This is a genomic window from Halobacterium rubrum, assembly GCF_021729015.1.
GTDB lineage: Archaea > Halobacteriota > Halobacteria > Halobacteriales > Halobacteriaceae > Halobacterium > Halobacterium rubrum.
The window spans coordinates 441,542-460,628 of the sequence record NZ_JAJQQZ010000002.1; the positions used below are offsets into that span (position 1 = coordinate 441,542).

Below are 19,087 nucleotides of genomic sequence, written 5' to 3' on the forward strand. Positions count from 1 at the left end.
TAGATTCGAGGAGTGGTTGTATCGTTCTCTGATAAGTGGTTAGCGGGAGATATCTGCTGATTGGGTCGCCGACGATAGAGATTCCATCTGGGTGTGTACGAGGTCGTACTCGTTGACCATCGTTTCGCTGACTTCCTGTTTCGCAGTGAGATAGAGAATTTGCCAGCCGTCATCGGCGAGTTGCTGAAGGGTCTCGAACCCCTGTCGGAGTCGTTCTGGATCGGCCGCGAGGAATGGATCGTCGAGCAAGAGGAACCCGGATTCGTTGCCGAGGAGTTGCTGGGCAAGTGAAACACGGGTTGCAAAGTACAATTGGTCTTTCGTGCCCTGGCTCAGCACCTCTGGCGTTAGTATTCGACCGTCACGGCGCTCAACGACGATCTCGTGCTCCTCGGCATCGTACGCGACCTCGGTGTAACGCCCACCAGTCACCTGCTCGAACGTTTGGGAGGCCGGCCCATCGGGGTCGAACAAGTTCGCCAATTTCTGTTCCTCTTGCACTTCGATCCGATTGAACACGTCCAGTGCTTTACGCGACAGTTCAGCATCCTCCTCAATTTCGTCGACGACAGTATCCAGGTCAGATGCGAGCATTTCGAGCCCGTCCTTGGACCGAGAATCCAGCCCGAGACTCCGGCCGATAAACGGCTGAGTATTGAGCTCTCGGGCACGCCGGTCGAAGCCATCCATCTTGTCGTCGTGCTCCGTAAGTTGTGCCTGAAGGTCGTCGAGTTCCTCACCCAGACGCTCAACCTTTTCTTCGAGTTCCTGGAGTCTGCTTTCGTCATAGGTGTCCGCATCCACGTCGTCAACTTCTACGTCAGCCACGAGTTCGGCCAGATCTTGCTCCCACGCCGTTGCTTTTGCGTCTGGGTCATCGGCATCGGGAGTGCCGAATCGATCAACGAGACTTTGCTTGGCAGTTTGTCGATCCGAGTCTAATTCCTCCCGGGCGTCGACTTGTTCTTCGTACTCATCAATCGATTCGACATCTGCCGCCTCCAATAGATCCTCAAACCTGCCTTCCTGGTCGGTAATCTGTGATTCTAGGTCCGACTTTTCGCTACGAAGATCACTTAGCTCCCCTTCGGCGTCTTGGAGTTGTTGATCTTTCCTCGTGACGCGATCACGGACTTGTGACAGCTGGCCGTCGAAGGATTCGATAGCCGGGGCAACTTCTTCAACGCTCTCGACGTCGAAGCCGGCATCCCGAGCTGTCCGAAGGACTGCCTCACGTGAAGTTTCGAACGCCGTGAGGCGCTGGCTCGACTGGTAGTAGATGACGCCACTCGCAATCGCTGTGAGCAGAAGTACAGCCCCAAATCCAAGTGCTGGAAGCGACCCAGTGATCGCACCCGCAACTCCTGTTCCACCTGTCGCGAGCAGGCCCGCAACGGTCACATACTTGGTCAGTGTGAGTCGCCGTTCTGCACCAGTCGCCTCGTTCTGATGGTTGCGGTACGTCTCTAAGGCGGTGCGTGCGTCATCTACCGCTGATTCCCGTCTTTCGAGTCCGGTCTCGTTGGTTTCGAGATCTTCCAGCGTCGCCTCAATTTCTTCGACCTCATCCTCTTTCGACTCAATTTGGGATTCGAGATCCTCGAGGTCTGCGCGATCACGGTTCAGGTCGTTCCGGAGTTCTCGGAGTTCAGACAAGGTGTCACGGTCGAACGATTCGAGGTCGGTGAGTCGGTCACTCGTCGACTGATACGTCTCGAGTTGACCCGAGAGACGTTCGTACTCGGCTGCTGTTTTTGCTTGCTTTTGCGTCTCGAGTTGGTCACGACTCTCCCGTAGCTGTCGTTTGAGACGGAGGCGACGTGCCTCCAGTTCGTCCAACGATTCTTCCTCGATTCGGGCTGTGTACTCACGGATATCCTCAGCGAGTGCTTCAGCATCATCGTGGACGTTCCCAGCGTGGTTGTAGGACTGGTCGCTAGAAATGTTGAGACGTGCATCGGTGAGCCGTCCACGATCCTTCAGCTCCGACTGGATGGCGTTAATCTCGGTCGTGTGGATGTCCCCAAGCTTCTCGATAAGGGACGTGTAGTACTCCTGGTCGCTGGGTAGGGCCAAGTCGTTGTCTTGAACGACAAATACGCTCTGGAGGTGTCGCGGCTCGATAGCGGAGATATCGCACAACGACGTGTCACCGTCACATTCGTACTGGTCGCCGCCGTTCTCGACGATAATCCGTCCAGTCGGTGCTTCGCTTACCCGGGGAGCGGGATCCATAACCTTCGAGGCCTCGGGTTCGAGGAGTTGAAGCAGGGCTTCGAGATACAGTGTCTTTCCCGCCTCATTCGGGCCTGAGAGGACTGCCACCCCATCTTCACAGGGTGGCCGACAGTCGTACAGCGGACCGTACCGATCAATCTCGGCCGTCATGAGACGCATATTAGATCTTACCTCGCGCTGATAGCTGACTGAATACTTCGAGCGTCCGGTCGGTGACCTTTTCGTTCGTTTTCTCCTCCCAGTCCATCTCCTGGAGTTCCTCTTGGAACGACCTGAACAACGGGTGTGAAAGCACGTGTTCGACGCTCCGGGTCTCATTCGTCACTGCTGCCGGAGCCGCCGCCGCAGTCAGTTCCTCGTGGAACTCATCCTCATCCACCTCAATGAACCCATCCACGTGGATCGAAGCCTCCGCGGAGTCGCTTGCGTGTTGGTCCGCCCACCCGGCGACGTCGCCAAGCAACCGCTCTTCATTGCCAGGTGTAACTGTGAATTCTCGTGCGGCGTAGTGATGGGTCTCCAGCGTCTCGAAGTCGATTCCATGGGCGAGATCAAGGATGCTCACACGCCGTTGCCCAGTTTCCGAGGTGCTCGTCGATGCTGGCGTTCCAGGGTAGGTGAACTCGGCCCCGGTTGAAAATGAGACCTTGTGTGGGCTATGGTAGTGGCCCGCCAGATAGTAGTCGAATCCGAGTTCCGAAAGCAGGTCCTCCGTGACTGGGAAGTAGCGTCTTGTGTCTTCGTCTCCCGTCTCGTAATCATCGAACGGGGCGTCTAGACTACAGTGAAGGAGAAGAACCTCTGTGCCGTCGAACGGCTCCCTGTCCTGGAGCGACAGCAGGAGTTCGTCGTTCGGACGCTCTCTGTAGGGGAGTCCGGTGATTCGAAGGTCTTCGTCCGCTGCAGTCCAGTGGCTAAACGGATCCTCGGTGATGACAGTACAGGCATCGCCGAAGAAAACGTCACCACGATATGCATCAATGTCGTGATTGCCCGGAATGAGGACGATATCGAACGGCCGATCAGAGAATAGGTCGTTTCGCAAATCGGTCCGGAGCTGTTCCATACTCTCCGGCTGATCGAAGAGGTCTCCACCGATGGTAACGACGTCAATGTCCGCCTCTTCAGCCCTCCGGAGGAGGGTTCTGAGCGCCACTTCTCGTTCCGGGTCGTCCGGAGTAAGGTGGACGTCAGCAGTGTGGAGAACCCGCGTCATTACAAACCAGATACATAACAGGTCGCAATAAATCTGTGGTAAGAGATAACGTTCACACTTTTCAGTCAGCTGGATTTCATATCTGCATCGGGTAATCGCCTTTGGAAATAGCCGTGAGCAAATATGAGAAGTTCTTCTTCCAACTCTGAGTCGTATGAATCTGACCTGAAATGGAATATCTTGTTTCGGATGTCGCCGACTTCCGAGAGGAGTCGCCGGATGAAGTCGCCATTCTCCTCAAAATATACATCGAACTGACTCCAGTTTTGACACATGAACTGCGGATAATGGCCGAAGCTACAATCGGTGATATCGGCAGGTGTTCTGATGTCCTTTTCGTCGAAGAATTCCTGTAGCGTCTCATCTAAGTTCTCAGGAAATGCATGCCGAATAAGGTCACGCACGGACCGCTCAACATCCTCAATTAGAAGAAAAGGTTCAATCGAATTCTGCAGGTACTGGAGTAAATCATAGTTGGTTAAAATATCCAATTGAGACTCTTCATTTTGAACGATAACATAGGGGCTCTCGCTCAGTAAATCGAAAAGAACGATTAGATCTTCATCCGGTTCAACGACTGGACTGATTTCTTCGATGGCGATTCCAACTTGCCGTCCAGGAAGGTTCTTATCTGCACCCATCTTCCTCAAGATCGAAAGGACGCGGGAGATCGATCGATAGGAGACCATTCCAACGATTTCATCGCCTCGTTCGATACCCAGTTGTGTGTAATCGTTCTCGAACATCGTCTCGATAGCCGAAATAAGAGTTGCCTCAGCAGGTACTGTTACCAGTTTATTACAGGGGACATCTCCAACAGTGTGCGACATGGACGCCAATAGTCAGGCATCTGTGTTAGAACTTCTCACTACCAGAGAACACCACTTTGGATGTGTCGGCACTGTCTAGTTGAGGTAATTTGAGAAGCGAGTAGGCCGTTGAGTTTCTTGTCCAAAGATCATCGAGACAAATCTGATTCTCTACGTCGCGTTGTTTGGGTAGCATGGCACCAATCCGACGGCTGCGTTCCTCGCTGGACTCCGCGAGAAACACGATCTCTCTGTGACTGCGTTCCTCGTCGATAAGTTCGGCTATCGGACTGCCCCATTTCGATTAGCGTTGAGCGGCCGGGTCAACTATACCGACGAAAACCTCATCGAGAAGTGGTTTCACACGCTCAAAATGCGGATCGACTGCTTCTACAACTCGTGGGTGGGCAGTCGGGCGATCGCACGCGAATGGCTTGAACAGTTTATGCACTACTACAACCACCAGCGACCGAATCAAGCTCTCGATGGAAAAACGCCGACCGAGGAAGTGCAGAAATAGACAGTGCCCTTCACACGAAATGTGTCGAGGCGGTGGTTTCGTGCCACGTGCCGACATATGCGCCTAAAGCGTCGCTATTGCACTTCTTTCGTTTAACAGCTATCCTGAGAGGGGGAGAGAAGCGACCCAGGTACTTTTGTAATTGTCAACCATTGGCCGCAGCGTGCCATTTCAGCGCGCGAAACCAATCGACCAACTCTACGCAGATGTCGCCGACTACGAGCTGGTCGTCGTTCCTGACGCGCCACTCGCTAGCGCCCTGAACCGCCGCCTCGACCGCCCCCACCTTGGAACGTTCGCCACCACGCCACGTCGGCTGGCTGCCGGTCGCCGCGAAGAAGCTGAAGACCGGCTCGCCTTCCTCGAACTCGTCCAAGAGACGTCCCTCGACTGGAAGCGCGCCGCCTACGCGATCGGGAATATCCTCCAGTGCTGGGAACACCAGGGGCAACTCAACACCGTCCTCGAGTACGACACCTACGCCGACGACGCCACGAGACAGGCCCTAGAGCACATCAGTGGCCTCGACACGACGTCGTCCCGCCTCACAGAGTACCAGATTTCCGGCGACCCTGACGTCGCAGTAGTCGGAAGGTCCCAGCTCACTACCCTCGAAGAGTCCATCCTCCCGGACGAGTACGACGCCTACGACGCGTTCACCGACGAATCGTTCGACTACCCGTCGTTCCACATCTTCGACTCCGCGACGGAGATTGTGGACACCGTCGTCGACGCCGTTACCGAAGAGAACGCCGAAGACGTGGCAATCGTCCTAGACAGCTCCAGCGAGTACTCCTCCCTCGTCGAATCTGGCCTCGAAGCCGCCGACCTCCCCTTCTACGGTGGTCCTGGATTTGCCGACCACCCAGACCATCGCGCCTTCCTCCGCTTGCTCCGCACTGCTCACGCGGGAACCGACACCTGCATTGAAGAGATTCGACCAGTCCTCACCCGGCTCGATGCCGCACCCGGTATCGAGCACGACGAGAAACGCCTCCACGAACTCGACCACGACGCGGTGTCGTGGGTGGTCGAATTCTGTACCAGTATCGCCGACTACACGTTCGCAGAGGCGCTGGCTGCCTTCGAGTCGCGAGCGAGCTGTGAGCTAGCTTCCTTCAGAGACGAACTGGACGAGCTAGGTATCGCTGACCAGCCAGTCACCGAGGCTGCCGTCGACCGCCTAGAGTTCTACCTGCAGACCTACGAGGTGCCGGTCGACCGCGAAAACGAGGGCGTGCTCCTGGCGGACGCGAAATCCGCCGCGTACGTCGACCGACCACTCGTCTTCCACCTGGGTCTCGACGAGAGCTGGACCCACAGCGCACCAAAGCGCCCCTGGGTCGACGAAGACGCCCAATACACACGAAACATCCAGCAATTCCAGCTACTCCTGCAGAGCGGCGCCACACAGTACTACCTCGTCCAGGACGTCGAGGGCGGATCGCCGGTCACACCGTGTCTATACTTCGAAGAGCTCCTCGAGGAGGACTTCGACCAGTTCAGCGACCTCGACGCCATCCACCACACAACACGACGGGACGAGGACGTACAAGGTTTCGAGAGAGAACCACGGAACGTCGAGGCTACGGCCGTCCAGACGGTCAGTCAGTCCACCCTGAGCACGTACGTCAACAGTCCGCGCGACCACTTCTTCTCCCGGCTCGTGGACTCGCCCGACAAGGAGTACTTCCGGCAGGGGAATCTCTTCCACGATTTCGCCGAGTACTACGTCAACCACCCCGACGCCGTCGACGACGACACAATCGAAGCGGCGGTCGACCTCATCGTCGAGGAGACGCGACCGTTCACGCGGTCCGTCGACGAGCCGACACGCCGGACGAGGTACCGATTCGGCCTCGAAACCATCACCGAGTATCTCGACGAGACGCTCCCCGAGGACGACTCGTTCCTGACGGCGACCAGCGGCTGGGGAACGAACACCTTTGCCGAGCATTTCGACCGTCCGGTGGACTCACCCATCACCGAGCGGTGGTTCGAGAACTACGACCTCGGCCTGAAGGGCAAAATCGACCTCGTAGCTGGCCCTACCTCACTCGTCGACCACAAGAGCGGCAGCCGCAAGCGTGCGTCTCAGGTGGTCAATGCGACGGCTATCGATCCGCCGAGCGACCGTCCGAATTTCCAGGCGCTGGCGTACCTCGCACACTGGCGCTCCACCAACCCCGGCGAGCAACTGGATTTCACCTTCTTCCACTTCCTCGACCCATTGGACGACGCCGTCACCAGTGAAGCCGCCATCGAGGACGCCCTGACGACCGTCACCTACTATCCCACGTCTTTCGCGGCATACGCGCAGTCCCGGGACACGTACGACCGGCTGGTCGAGGACGGCGCGAACAACTGCCAGAAGACCTTCTCGAAGGCCACTTACGACGACTACCGCGCGGTCTTCGAATCAGTGCCATTCCCGGAGACGCGAGACAAGAGCGCACTGCTTGACTCGAAGTTTGCCGACCGCCTGGTCGACGAGATGCAGTCGGTCGTTGGCGAGTACAAGTACGTCACGTCGGGGTGCGAGCAAGCACTCCGGGAACTCGCACGGACTGGTGGACGGAACTTCTTCAAGGACGACGTCGACGCGTTCGAGGAGTTCGTCGACGAGCGTATCTCGGAGCTGAACCGGCGCCGCGCTGGCGAGGAGCGGTTCCCCGTCGACGGCCTCGCTGGCGAGCCGAACTATCGCTACGTGGACAACCGCGACCTCCTCCTGGAGGGCCGTCATGACTGATCTCGAACCGAACCCGCGACAGCAGGAGCTCATCGACAGCACCGATGGCATCTACCGCGTCGACGCCGGCGCCGGCACCGGGAAGACGTTCACCGTCACACGCCGCTACGCCAACATCGTCGAGCAGGACGACGTCACGCCCGAGGACGTGTTGCTTGTGACGTTCACCAACAACGCGGCCGCGGAGATGCGCGAGCGCATCGTCGAGCACTGTCATTACGGGATGCGCGAACTCGGTGACGCCCCTATTCAGACGTTCCACTCGCTGTGCCACGACCTCCTCGAAGAGCACGGTCATGCTGCGCCGACCCACCTCGGTATCGACGACCGCATCACAGGGTCGACACGGTTGGTCGAGGACGAGCTCGTCGAGGAAGCATTGTTCCAGCAGTTCATCAACCGATTCAGCGACGACCATCCGGAGTACGACAACGTCTTCCGGGCCGTCTCAGACTCGGTCGAGCTACTGGACCTCGTGAAGCAGTTAGCGGCCAAGGGCGTCTTCCCCGATTCTGAGGGGTGGTACCGAGACGGCGAGTGCCACCTGGACGGCGACTTCGAAGCGTTCCAGACGCTGTTCGAGGACGTGAACGAACCACGAAACGGCGGCAGCAAGCAATCTAAACTTCGGTCGAAACTCGGGCGGTATGGTCGAAACGCGTGCTATCTCCCCGAGGCACCCGACAAACACGAGGTGCGTGGAAGCGGCAAACAGGTACCTGAGGACCTCGCCGACGAGGTGTTCCACGCCAACCGCGAACACCTCAAAGCATTCGTTCACGACGTCTACCACGAATACCTCGAGTTCGCGCTGCAGCGTAACTATCTGAACTTCGGCTTCCTTCAGCTGTTCGCGTACGTCCTGCTCTGTGAGAACCACCGTCTCAGGAACGAGGTTGCCTTCGAGTACGTGATGATCGACGAGTTCCAGGACTCCAGCGAGATCCAGTTCAAGCTCGCGCTCCTGCTCGCCGACACCGACAACATCTGCGTCGTCGGTGACTGGAAGCAGAGCATCTACAGCTTCCAGTACGCCGACGTGGACAACATCGTCCACTTCGAGGACCGCCTCGAACGCTTCGTCCAAGAGCTCAATACGGACCAGGAGCGCGTCGGGTTCTCGACCGACTCGGTCACCCCCATCGAGTTGGCCGAGAACTACCGGTCCACGCAGGAGATCCTCGACTTCTCCGAACACGCACTCCTCACGCCTGCAGCGAGCAGTGACACTGTTGACGAAGCAGAAGTCCAGGACCGCATCGTCTCTCTGGATTCGAACGCGGCCTACGAGAATACGACTATCGAGGCGCTCCAGAGCGAAGACGAGCATGAGGCAGTTCTCGCGAAAATAGAGAACATCGTCGGCAACGACGACTACCAGATCGAGGCGGGAGCGGACGATGACGACGCCGAGAATGGAGAGCTCCGGACACCCCGGTACGAGGACATCGCAGTCGTCACCAGGACGCGTGACTTCGGCCGTGACCTCCTCCAGACCGCCGAGGAGTACGGCCTCCCGATGGCGTACGAGGGCGGTATCGAGTTGTTCCGCACCGACCAGGCGAAGCTCCTCCTGGCGTGGCTCCGCATCCTCGAAGACGACGCTGACCGCGGCTGGGCGGTCGTCCTCGAAGACGCGGGCTACACGTTCGACGAGGTTGAGGACATCCTCGAGACCGGCGACTACCCCGAGAGCATGCGTGCGTTCCGCGAGCGCCTCCGAGAGATGGAGACGCTCGGCGGCGTCGCTCGCCGCGTCTTCCAGCGGTACGGTTACGACGGCGCGACCGCCGACGTCGTCCTCCACACCATCCAGTCCATACACGACACGACTACGCTGACACGGGGCGACCTCATTCGATTCATCGAACGCAGCATCGAGGCCGGCAGCACTCACGAAGTCCACACCGGGACGGGTACGGACTCGGTGACCGTCCAGACCATCCACGCCACGAAGGGACTGGAGTATCCCATCGTGATTCTCGCGAACATGAACAGTGGCCGCTTCCCGCCGTCCAGCGGTGGCTCGAATACCATCACGTACGACGACCCGGTCGGACTACGACAACACGAGGTATACTCTAAGGACGCCCACGGTCACCCCCACATCTACGATAATTGGCGCACTGACGTTCTCCAGGCGTGTCTCCCCCGGAACTACGACGAGGAGCGCCGCCTACTGTATGTCGCCATCACGCGCGCCGAGAGCCACGTCGTCTTCACCGCCGGCGAAGACCCGAACACATTCCTGGAGGGACTTCCGGTCGATATCGACCCAGTCACGTCCGACCTCGGCGAAATTACGGCGACGGAGACAGAGCAGACGACTCTCGATATTAGTGTCCCGACGCCCGACGGTCCAGTAGGTCACACGCCTCACACGCTAATGCGCGACGACGTCTTCGAGGACGTCGACAATGGCCGTGGAACCGAGTTCGGCAATCAAGTCCACGACTTCGCTGAATTGTACGCTCTCGGCCAGGAGGTAACGCCGTCGAACGACGACGAACGACATGTCGCGACCTTCCTGGATAGTCTGGATGGGAAACTATTGGTCGAGGAGGACGCCTCGCTCCCGCTAACTGTTGACCGGGGGCAAGTGACGGTCTCGGGCATCGTGGATCTCATTCACGTCACACCGGATGCCGTGGAGATTGTCGACTACAAGACCGACCGCGGCCGTCATGGAGAACCCGAGTACCGCAAGCAACTCAGTGTCTACTACCACGTCGTCAAAGCGGTGTATCCGGACCGCAACGTTTCAGCGAGTATTCTCTACACGGAGAAGGGAAAACGACAGCAGATCGAACCGCTGTCGGTAGAGACACTCGAGGACGCAGTTCAAACAGAGGGGGTGTAATCACAGTCTGCGATTCCGTTGCCGGCAATTCGACATGCCTCCTACCGGTCAATGGGCCCCAATGTCGGACGCGCAGCTGGAACATTGAACGGCGCCATCAATCGACCCGAGTGATCTGTCTTCAGTGAGCTCTTCGTTACAAGAGGAGCAACGGACGTCCTCAGTTATTCCAACACCACTGCCATATCCAACCGTGATAGAGCAGTCGCCGTCTTCGTACTGAAGCATCAACGTGACCTCTCCCCGTTCGTATTCTACTTGTGTGAGAGTGAGAGGAGAAATCCGAACATCCAGAGCGTGACGTTCTCGAATTTCACGTTGTCTTTCAGGAAATCCTTGCTCCCGGCGCTTGCGTAACTCAGCAAGGTCAGTTTCAATTTCTTCGAACTCCGACTTCAGTTCGTTCCGTTCCTCAAGCACTTGGACCCGATCCGCCTGTTCGCTATCATTAATCCTCTCACTGAGATCATCAATCTTCGAGGAAAGGTTTGAGCGCGTCTCTTCCAGTTCCTGAATGCGTTGCTGCTGCATTTGGCGGAATTCTTCGACCTCCGCATCAGCAGCTCTGGACGCCTCTTGATGAACCTCGTCAATCCTCTCTTCAATGACCGCCTCAAGGTGACTACGAGCAGATTTGATGGTCGAGCGAACATCCGCAACACCCATCTTCGCGGGGTCGCTCTCTGCCGCTTTCTCATCCAGAGAAGTCAACCGAAGAAACGTCTCTTCCAAGTTTGGAAGCCGTTCGTCCGATCTGGCGTCTACCGCAATTGCGCGGAGAAGTTCAGTCTGGTATTCGCTGACTGTCTCGATACTTACTCGAAAGAGCACCACAATCGCAGTCCGGTCGTAGTACGGAGTGAATTGCGTATCCCGCACCGTTACATCGCTTTCTCGAAGCCAACCAGGAATCTCGATCGGCGTATTCTCTGTCGCTATCGAGATTTTACCCGTTGAGTGCTGGCTGCTCGCCTCGGACAGAAGCTGTTGGCAGAGTTGGCTCTCGGGATGAAGCGGTTCGCCAGTGGTTTCCTCGTCCGAGGTGCTCCCACAGATGATCCGGAGGTTTCTCCCAGATAGCTCGGTGTCCGCCGTATCAGGGATAGTAACGTCCCAACTGTCCCCCTGCTTTTCGATTGTACATCCGAGTGACTGAAGATACTGGTCTGTAAATCGTTCCACAGCCGACTGCGTCACAGGAAGTGCCGCGTCAGTCATCGCTTGCACCCAAATCAAAGCCCTCGAACACACCGCTGTTGAACTCTTCCAGTTTATCCGCGAGGTCGCGCTGCTCCTGAAGGTCGACAGCCATGTCGTCGAAGTCGTTCTCGAGGTCGACTTCGGAACCCGCGTTCACAAGTCGCTCGAAGATCTCGTCTTCGAAGCTCGTGCCAGATTCCTCAAGCCGGCTGAGAATGGAGCTCAGTTCGCCCACGCTTTGTTGGAACAGATCGATCTTGTGGTAGAGACGCTCCAGAACGTATTCCTCCACAGTATCGTTCAACGCCATATTGAAGATGTACACGCTTCGCTTCTGACCAATCCGGTGTATGCGGCCGATGCGTTGTTCGACACGCATCGGGTTCCAGGGGAGGTCGTAGTTCACCATGATATTGCAGAACTGGAGATTCCGCCCTTCACTCATAGCGTCTGTAGAGACGAGCACTCCACCTTCCGCCTCGAAGTTCTCGACGATGTCTTCTTTCTCCTGGCTGCTGTGGCCACCGTGGAAGGAGTGTACTGTATAGCCTTCGGCCGCGAGCCTGTCTAGCACCTGTCGTTGAGTCGCCCTGAACTGCGTGAATGCGATAACCCTCCCTTTCTCGACGTTTTCTCGTGCTTCCTCGACGATATCGAGAAGGCGCTCTTGTTTCGTGATAGTATCAATGTCATCGATCAGGTCCATGATCGATTCTAACTCGTCTGCGTGGGTGAGCTCCGATTGCTCGTCGAGACGTTTCCCAATGGTTACTTCGAGGGCTGCAGGACTGCTGACGACCTCCTTCTGGAGAAGCATCAACACCAGCTTCTGGCCCTGATCCTGGCTGTAGGCGCCTTTAACGTAGTCGGATACTGCGTCGTACAGTTCACGTTCCTTCGGTGACGGATCGAACTTCCGGGTGTCGATAATGCGCTCGGTGAAATCAATATCTGTGTCGGCCCGCCGGTTCCGGATCATCACCTTGTTCAGGCGGTCCTGAAGCTCATCCCGGTTAACGAGCGTCTCCTGATTGCTGTTCACGAAGTACTGATGGAAGACGTCACGAGTTCCGAAGAGACCGGGACGGAGTAATGAGACGACGTTGTAGAGGTCAGTGAGCTCGTTTTGAATCGGAGTTGCGGTGAGGAAGAACGCGTAGTTGTAGGAGAGTCGGTCAATCAAATCGTACCGGTCTGTTTCCTCGTTTTTGACGTAGTGAGCTTCGTCCAGAACAAGAACATCCCAGTCACGATTGAGCACCGTCGCACGATGCCGGTCGCTTTTCGCTGTGTCGATGCTCGCGATGATGTAGTCGTGGGAGTCGAAGCCCTCGAACTCGTCATCGTAGTTGCAGACGAAATTGAGGCCGAACTTCTCCAGCAGTTCAGCCTGCCACTGCTTGGCAAGCTGTGCAGGTGTGAGGATAAGAACCGAGTCGTCAGTCTCACGGAAGTGCATCTCCTTGAGAATCATACCGACCTCGATCGTCTTCCCCAGGCCGACCTCGTCGGCAAGCAGGGCTTTCCCATCCATCTCGAAGAGCGCGCGATACGCTGTATCGACCTGATGCTCGAGCATCTTCACCGACTCTTCGTCAAGCTGCTTCAGCGACCTGAGTTCAGAGTCTGGCTGTCCGGCCTGAAGACGAACTGCTTGTACCGTCTGTATATGATCTTCCCCACCATCGGAATCCCCTAACGAGTCGAGAAGCTCGTCATTGTCCTCGTGAGTGACCTCGACGTCAACGAGGTCGTAATCGCTCATGTATCTGCAAAGTTAGCAGGTGGTCATATACGTTGGGTGCCGGATGGATTTTGATCAGGTCACAGGAATAGCGGGTCAGAACCAGTTCAATCCAGGGAAGCGACATACTTTTTCGACGCTGGATTGAAGGAGTTCACCTATAGTCTTTCATCGCTATTCTCAGGAATGCTATAGCTGATTCGATGTTTCCCGTTGCCAGCGATGGGAATCGTCTCTCCGGGGCGTAGAGTAGCGAGAGAAAGCTCAAATCCACAACTCCCAAAGAATAATCTGAGAACGTGGCAGAGCCTTGGGTATGACAGATGGTTCATCCGATAACCAACTCTTTCCTGAAATCGGGGCCGAAGCGCATCTCTACCTGAACCACAATCAGACACGGAAAACCGAACAGGCAAATCACGCTCTCAAATTACTACAAATTGACCTCCTCATAGCCAGTATCTTGGTCGCCGCCCCCATCCTCTTTCAACTCCGAGGACTCAATCAATTCGAGATTTTCGTAGTGAACCTCTATACGCTCGGTGGCGCGGTCTTCTGGCTACTATCTGTAGGAGCCGCGACGAGCGCATTCATTAGTTCTCGGGCGTCGCTGAATCCTGAGCTGACCGTTTTCGAGAACTACCTCAGAGGGGAGTTCGATGATGAAGAGTTTCGAGAGTATCTTGGAGCCATCAGTACCGAGTCGAAGCGCACGAGTGGGGAGTGTTTTTGGCTGTTGACGATTTCAGCAGCTTTCGCAGTAGTGACCGTCTTGTTCTTCGGGCTGAGCGTTGTCGATTCTGTGACGGCAGGCTCAATTGCATATCTGCAGGGTCTATGGCCTTTACTTATCCTTGGTCTGTTGGCGTTCCTACCCTCTACAGTACTGGGGATAATTGGACGGTTCCGCCCGAATTCCATCTATCTGAACTTCAACTCTAAGGACTTAGACCGCCATCTCGATGAGAGAGGACATTCTGTGGAAACAGGAGAAGACCCTGATTAGATTCCGTTTATGTAGTTTCGTCTTGCTCGACCTTAGGCAATCAAAGGCTGGTCCCGAGTTAGATATCGTGCTCTGCAATCACCACAGTGTTTAATGGCTCCTGCGAATCTCTGGGTACGTAACAGATTATGGCAGAAACTGATGCCTTGTCCCAGACGCTCACAGACACGGTCACCCTGAGCCGTGAACTTCGAGAGGAGGGACAGATAGACGGGCAAGTAAAACTCTACAACGTCGACGACGACGAGGAGTTCGAGTCTGACGCCGACCTCTTCTTCGACCGGACGCTGATGACCCAGGGGCTGCGGGAAGCACTGTCGATTCTGCGGGATTCGCTAACCGGCGACGACCCACGTGGGACACACATTCTCTACGGACCGTACGGCAGTGGAAAGTCCCACCAGATGGTGGCGCTGTACCACTGCTTCGACGACCCGGCCGCGGCCGGTACCTGGGCAAGTGACTCTATTGAGGGCTTCGAGAGTTCACTGCCTAGCGACGCGACTCCAATCACTGTCGCGATGCAGAACGAGCAGTACGAGTATCTCTGGGAGCCATTCTTCGAAGCTCTGAACTTCGACCCGGGGACGTACGAGTCGGGAGGTTATCCCGACATGCAGACGATTCAGGACGCCGTAGGCGACGAAACGGTCGCATTCTTCGTCGACGAACTCGAGGACTGGTTCGACACCCTCCAGGGTGACCGAAAGAGCGCGAACAAGGCGTTCCTCCAGTCATTGCTCGAATCGACGGCCCTCTCGGATCTCGAACTCTACACTATCGTTTCTGTGCTCCGAGAAGGGTCCGAGGTTCACGACATTCTCAATCGGGAGCAGGCAATCGAGGTCAACATGAACAATCAGGTGGACAAACGCGAGGTTCTCCGACACCGCCTGATTGACTCAGTGAACGAGAATGCTGCCCGCGAGATTGTCAACGGGTACTTCGACGCCTACGATCAGTCTGACCACGTCTCTCTCCCCGACAATCTGCTATCAGATATGCACGACCTCTACCCGTTCCATCCTGTGCTGCTTGACGCCCTCGAAACCCGATACTATGCCGACGAGGACAACCAGAACACGCGCGGGATGATCTACCTGTTCTCGAAGGTCCTGCTGCAGATGCAAGACGAGACGGACCTCATCACCCATGGGGACATCGACGCCATCGAGTTCGAGGACGAACTTGCGAAGATCAACTACGAGCGGCTGAACGCGGCGACGGGTGACATCAAGAGCCGTATCGACACAGACGAGGTCCCGCACGGCCGACGCATCCTGAATACGATTCTCCTCTACTCGCTGAAGCCCAGTGAGGGCGAGGGTGCAGACGTCTCCGAGATTATCATGGGGGCCTACCAGACGGGCGAGCTCGTCTCCGACGTCGTGCTCAACCTCGAACGGCTCCACGGCGTCGCGTGGCACCTGCACAAGCTCAACGGGAAGTACGCCATCCGCGACCGGCAGAACCCGAACGCACTTATCCGAAACGCAGCAGTCGACGTCTCCGAAACCTCAGCGAAGGCCGAGATAGCGGACTTCATCACCGACATCTTCGGTTCGAACGCGTACCCGGTGGGGTTCCGCACGAACGATATGCGGGACATTCCCGACGACCGGGAAGTCAAAGTCATCGTCAAAGACGATCAGTGGACGCAGAAGGAAGTCAAGAAGGTCATCACGAACGATGGACGTGGACGCGAGTGGCGTAACACCCTCGTCTTCGTCCAGCCGTCCGGTGACAAGGCCATCGAGTCCGGCACGCGGTACATCGACAAAGCGCGGTACATCGAGGGGGCACGGCAGGTGCTCGCCGACGAGTCTCTCGACGAGGAGATCCGCGACTCGATCCAGGGGATGAAAAATCAGGAGAAAAGCGAGCTCCAGGAGGAGCTCCAACTCCTCTACGGGGAGGTGCTCGATGGCGAGGACCTGCTCAACGAGTGGGAGGACATGACCCCGATGGACCTGGACGTCTATGTTGTGGACGACGCGGAGCTGAACGCATCAAACATCGCTGGCTCCGCTGCGGCCGACCCATTCGACCTCCAGTCGCACGTCTGGGATATTGCCGAGGACCTGCTCGACCGTCGGGGTGAAATCTCCGTCGAAGACCTCTATGAGGCGTTCTTGCGGGATCCGGATCTGCCTATCCCCGGCAGCTCCAACGACGTGCTGAACGCGACTGTGAAGGCACTGAGCGACAAACCAGTGCTCGCTCGCGACTCCGGTGGGTTCCGTGACGACCTCGCCGGCAGTTCCCTGGATACAGTACTTGTCCTGCAGGATGACGTGGACCTCTGGGGTGTCGACGACGTCGAACAGGAGATTCGCAAGCGCTTCGGTAGCGGCACGACGGCTCTCGACATCGGGGACTTCGAACTGGGGCTAGTTCAGGACGGTGAGGTATGGATTGACGGTGACAGTCACGACGTCGTAATGCGCGCTATCGGTCGGTTGAGTAGCGAGGACCAGTACGTCATCGTCCGCGGCAACGAGATTCTCGAGAAGCCGCAATCCGACGCTGCATTGCGGGACGTGGGCGGTGCGACAGTCATCGGTGCATCCGACCTGGTAGACCGCATCGAGGGGCAAATTGGCGAGGAAGGATACGCGAACCTCGACACCATCATCGGCGACGTACGCGCAGACGAAGCCGTGTTCCTGCCGCCGGATGAAACCGAATCCGTCGCCCGGGAAGCCGTCAACGAGTTCCTCGTGGACGATTACGTGCTCGAAGCCGGCGGTCGATACCTGGGTTCCCTCGGCGACCGAGAGCCGACGACTGTAAAGATCGTGCCGACGGTGCCGGATCGGATCGGTGACCAGATTCTGGAGTACATCGAGGACCTTGAGGCCGGCGACCAGTTCACCGTGAACAAGGTCTCCGAGCGGTTCGACAGCAGCGTCGGCGAGTACATGGTGCGGACGTTCCTCCTCGAGAACATCGGGAAGGACGAGGAACCCGAGTACGTCGTCAACACGACCGGGTCGGACAAGGCCTCCGACTGGGTCCCCGGGTATCCGTTCCGAAAGGCCGACACTGACGCCGAGACGTGGCGCTTCGAGTACAACGGCGACGACGTTGCGGCGATGCGCAAGAAGTGGCGGTCGAACCACCAGACAGGAAGCGTCGAGTACGGCGACGTCACGTTCATGCTACCCGACAAGGAAGGCGTCCCGGGCGCGCTACAGGGAACTGCCGACGTCGAACGTACCCAGGTCAGCGTGACGTTGCGCTCCGAGCAGGACTACACGAAAGTGCAAGACCTGTTCGAGCGGATGCCCGAGGAAGCGTCGAGTCTGAAGGTCGAGATCAGCTTCCAGAAGTAACAGTCACCGATACTGGAGTTCCTCGACCGGCTTCTGGATAATCTCGAAGACTTCTCTCGCACGGAACACTCGGTTCCGACGCTGGCCGGTGATCTCCTCTAAGACATCATCCTCCTGGAGGCGACTTACCGCATTGTTCGCTGTTCTATACGTCATTCCGAGCAGTTCCTGTGCTTCATTGACAGTGAGATACGGTTTCGTGAAGATTTCCATGGAAAGTTGTGAGACCGAGTTCGCTTCGTCCTGGTATCGGTCCCGGTATTCGTCCCGTAGGTCGAGCAGCTCTGACGCCCTTCCGAACGCTTCTTTGGCCTGCTGAGAGATCCCCCTCAGGAAGAACGTCAACCATTCTTCCCAGGCATTGTCTCGGCTGACGGCCAATAACCGATCAGTGTACTCGTCGCGATTTCGGTTAAAGTAGGAGCTCGGATAGAGATACGACTCTGGCAGAAGCTCGTCATCGCACATCATCAACATGATGAGTAAGCGACCCATCCGACCGTTTCCATCCCGGAAGGGGTGAATCGTCTCAAACTGATAATGGACCAGTCCGATATCAATCAGCGGCTGGTAACTTCCCCCGGTTCGGATGTACGTCTCCAAGTTCTGCATCGCGTACGGAACTGTCGAAGACGGCGGTGGAACGAAGCGAGCACCATCACCGCGACCACCAATGTACACTTGCGTATCCCGGAATTCACCTGGGCGTTTTTCCCCGCCTCGAACGCCGGTCATCAGCGTGTCGTGTAGTCGGCGGACGAGGTCGTTATCGATTCCCCCCTCCAGTTCATCGATACCCTGGAAAACCGCTCGCACGTAGTTGTGGACTTCCTTCAGTTCATTCCGGGACGCCCCCGATGCTCCGGATTTCCGGCCGGCTTCGTACTCATACACGTCCGAGAGCGTAACCCGGGTTCCCTCGATCTCCGAGGATACAACCGCTTCCTTGTAGATGAACGGGCTGATGAGCATCCCGGGGTTCTCGACTCGTCGTCCGACACCGCTGAGCTGACCGACGTTCGTCGTTGCTTCCGCAAAGACGTCAAGGAGTTCCCCGGACAAGCTAACGTCTGGCGGAAGTGGAGCCGGATCGAACGCGAGATCACCGTCCGAATTCACCAGTTCTCCGGCCATCCCCCCGGACTCGAACCGTTCTACGTCCATTTGGGGGCGATAGCCGTTGCCGCATATTGAATCTATCCCCGGTTTCGGTATAATATAGGCCGGTTCCAGAGACACATATAGTACTTTCTGTATGGAAGAGGCCCCGGATCAAACCCCGATATCATAGCCATATCACACGCCTATTAGACAGAGAGAGCATCGTCTATTGGTATAATAAACCCATCTCTCGGAAGACATAGTGAATCAGATCGCGGACTAGTACAATACGCGCCCCGGAAAGAA

Annotated in this window: 10 protein-coding genes and 1 pseudogene; 5 read left to right on the top strand and 6 right to left on the bottom strand. The window is 56.9% G+C overall.

What is annotated here, in order from left to right; all coding sequences use genetic code 11:
* Nucleotides 1–39: 39 nt before the first annotated feature.
* The 3 genes from LT971_RS09800 to LT971_RS09810 form a co-directional block, all read right to left on the bottom strand.
* The gene (locus tag LT971_RS09800) at nt 40–2,397 is read right to left on the bottom strand and encodes an ATP-binding protein (RefSeq protein WP_237006749.1); all 2,358 of its coding nucleotides are present in this window, start codon (nt 2,395–2,397) and stop codon (nt 40–42) included.
* A 1-nt stretch (nt 2,398) separates the two neighbouring features.
* A complete protein-coding gene (locus LT971_RS09805) occupies nt 2,399–3,454 on the bottom strand; it encodes a metallophosphoesterase family protein (RefSeq protein ID WP_237006750.1) in 1,056 nt (351 codons plus the stop codon).
* A 65-nt stretch (nt 3,455–3,519) separates the two neighbouring features.
* Complete coding sequence (locus LT971_RS09810; protein ID WP_237006751.1) at nt 3,520–4,284, bottom strand: CBS domain-containing protein; 765 nt, start codon at nt 4,282–4,284, stop codon at nt 3,520–3,522.
* Between the two features lie 130 nt (nt 4,285–4,414).
* Here LT971_RS09810 and LT971_RS09815 point away from each other — a divergent pair.
* The 3 genes and pseudogenes from LT971_RS09815 to LT971_RS09825 all read left to right on the top strand — a co-directional run.
* Nucleotides 4,415–4,783, top strand: a pseudogene (locus LT971_RS09815) (integrase core domain-containing protein); the annotation flags it as partial.
* A gap of 163 nt (nt 4,784–4,946) precedes the next feature.
* Entirely contained in the window at nt 4,947–7,535 is a 2,589-nt protein-coding gene (locus tag LT971_RS09820; RefSeq protein ID WP_237006752.1) for a PD-(D/E)XK nuclease family protein, read from the top strand.
* Complete coding sequence (locus LT971_RS09825; RefSeq protein ID WP_237006753.1) at nt 7,528–10,395, top strand: UvrD-helicase domain-containing protein; 2,868 nt, start codon at nt 7,528–7,530, stop codon at nt 10,393–10,395. The genes LT971_RS09820 and LT971_RS09825 overlap by 8 nt, the downstream gene beginning before the upstream one ends.
* A gap of 48 nt (nt 10,396–10,443) precedes the next feature.
* Here LT971_RS09825 and LT971_RS09830 read toward each other — a convergent pair whose 3' ends face one another.
* Nucleotides 10,444–11,613 carry a hypothetical protein gene (locus LT971_RS09830; protein ID WP_237006754.1) on the bottom strand — a complete coding sequence of 390 codons (1,170 nt, stop codon included), beginning with the start codon at nt 11,611–11,613 and terminating at the stop codon, nt 10,444–10,446.
* A complete protein-coding gene (locus LT971_RS09835) occupies nt 11,606–13,360 on the bottom strand; it encodes a DEAD/DEAH box helicase (protein ID WP_237006755.1) in 1,755 nt (584 codons plus the stop codon). Before LT971_RS09835 ends, LT971_RS09830 begins: the two co-directional genes overlap by 8 nt.
* Before the next feature lie 295 nt (nt 13,361–13,655).
* Between LT971_RS09835 and LT971_RS09840 the strand changes: the two genes are divergently transcribed.
* Complete coding sequence (locus LT971_RS09840; RefSeq protein ID WP_237006756.1) at nt 13,656–14,345, top strand: hypothetical protein; 690 nt, start codon at nt 13,656–13,658, stop codon at nt 14,343–14,345.
* Between the two features lie 128 nt (nt 14,346–14,473).
* The gene (locus LT971_RS09845) at nt 14,474–17,680 is read left to right on the top strand and encodes a DUF499 family protein (RefSeq protein ID WP_237006757.1); all 3,207 of its coding nucleotides are present in this window, start codon (nt 14,474–14,476) and stop codon (nt 17,678–17,680) included.
* A 3-nt stretch (nt 17,681–17,683) separates the two neighbouring features.
* On the opposite strand, the gene LT971_RS09850 is transcribed toward LT971_RS09845, so the two are convergent.
* Nucleotides 17,684–18,844: a Fic family protein gene (locus LT971_RS09850; RefSeq protein WP_237006758.1), complete on the bottom strand. Its 1,161-nt coding sequence runs from the start codon at nt 18,842–18,844 to the stop codon at nt 17,684–17,686.
* Nucleotides 18,845–19,087: the final 243 nt, after the last annotated feature.

What these genes read in the sequence shown, in the direction of transcription:
- LT971_RS09800 (WP_237006749.1), bottom strand. Translation starts at nt 2,397, where the DNA reads ATGCGTCTCATGACGGCCGAGATTGATCGGTACGGTCCGCTGTACGAC.
- LT971_RS09805 (WP_237006750.1), bottom strand. Translation starts at nt 3,454, where the DNA reads ATGACGCGGGTTCTCCACACTGCTGACGTCCACCTTACTCCGGACGAC.
- LT971_RS09810 (WP_237006751.1), bottom strand. Translation starts at nt 4,284, where the DNA reads ATGTCGCACACTGTTGGAGATGTCCCCTGTAATAAACTGGTAACAGTA.
- LT971_RS09825 (WP_237006753.1), top strand. Translation starts at nt 7,528, where the DNA reads ATGACTGATCTCGAACCGAACCCGCGACAGCAGGAGCTCATCGACAGC.
- LT971_RS09830 (WP_237006754.1), bottom strand. Translation starts at nt 11,613, where the DNA reads ATGACTGACGCGGCACTTCCTGTGACGCAGTCGGCTGTGGAACGATTT.
- LT971_RS09835 (WP_237006755.1), bottom strand. Translation starts at nt 13,360, where the DNA reads ATGAGCGATTACGACCTCGTTGACGTCGAGGTCACTCACGAGGACAAT.
- LT971_RS09840 (WP_237006756.1), top strand. Translation starts at nt 13,656, where the DNA reads ATGACAGATGGTTCATCCGATAACCAACTCTTTCCTGAAATCGGGGCC.
- LT971_RS09845 (WP_237006757.1), top strand. Translation starts at nt 14,474, where the DNA reads ATGGCAGAAACTGATGCCTTGTCCCAGACGCTCACAGACACGGTCACC.
- LT971_RS09850 (WP_237006758.1), bottom strand. Translation starts at nt 18,844, where the DNA reads ATGGACGTAGAACGGTTCGAGTCCGGGGGGATGGCCGGAGAACTGGTG.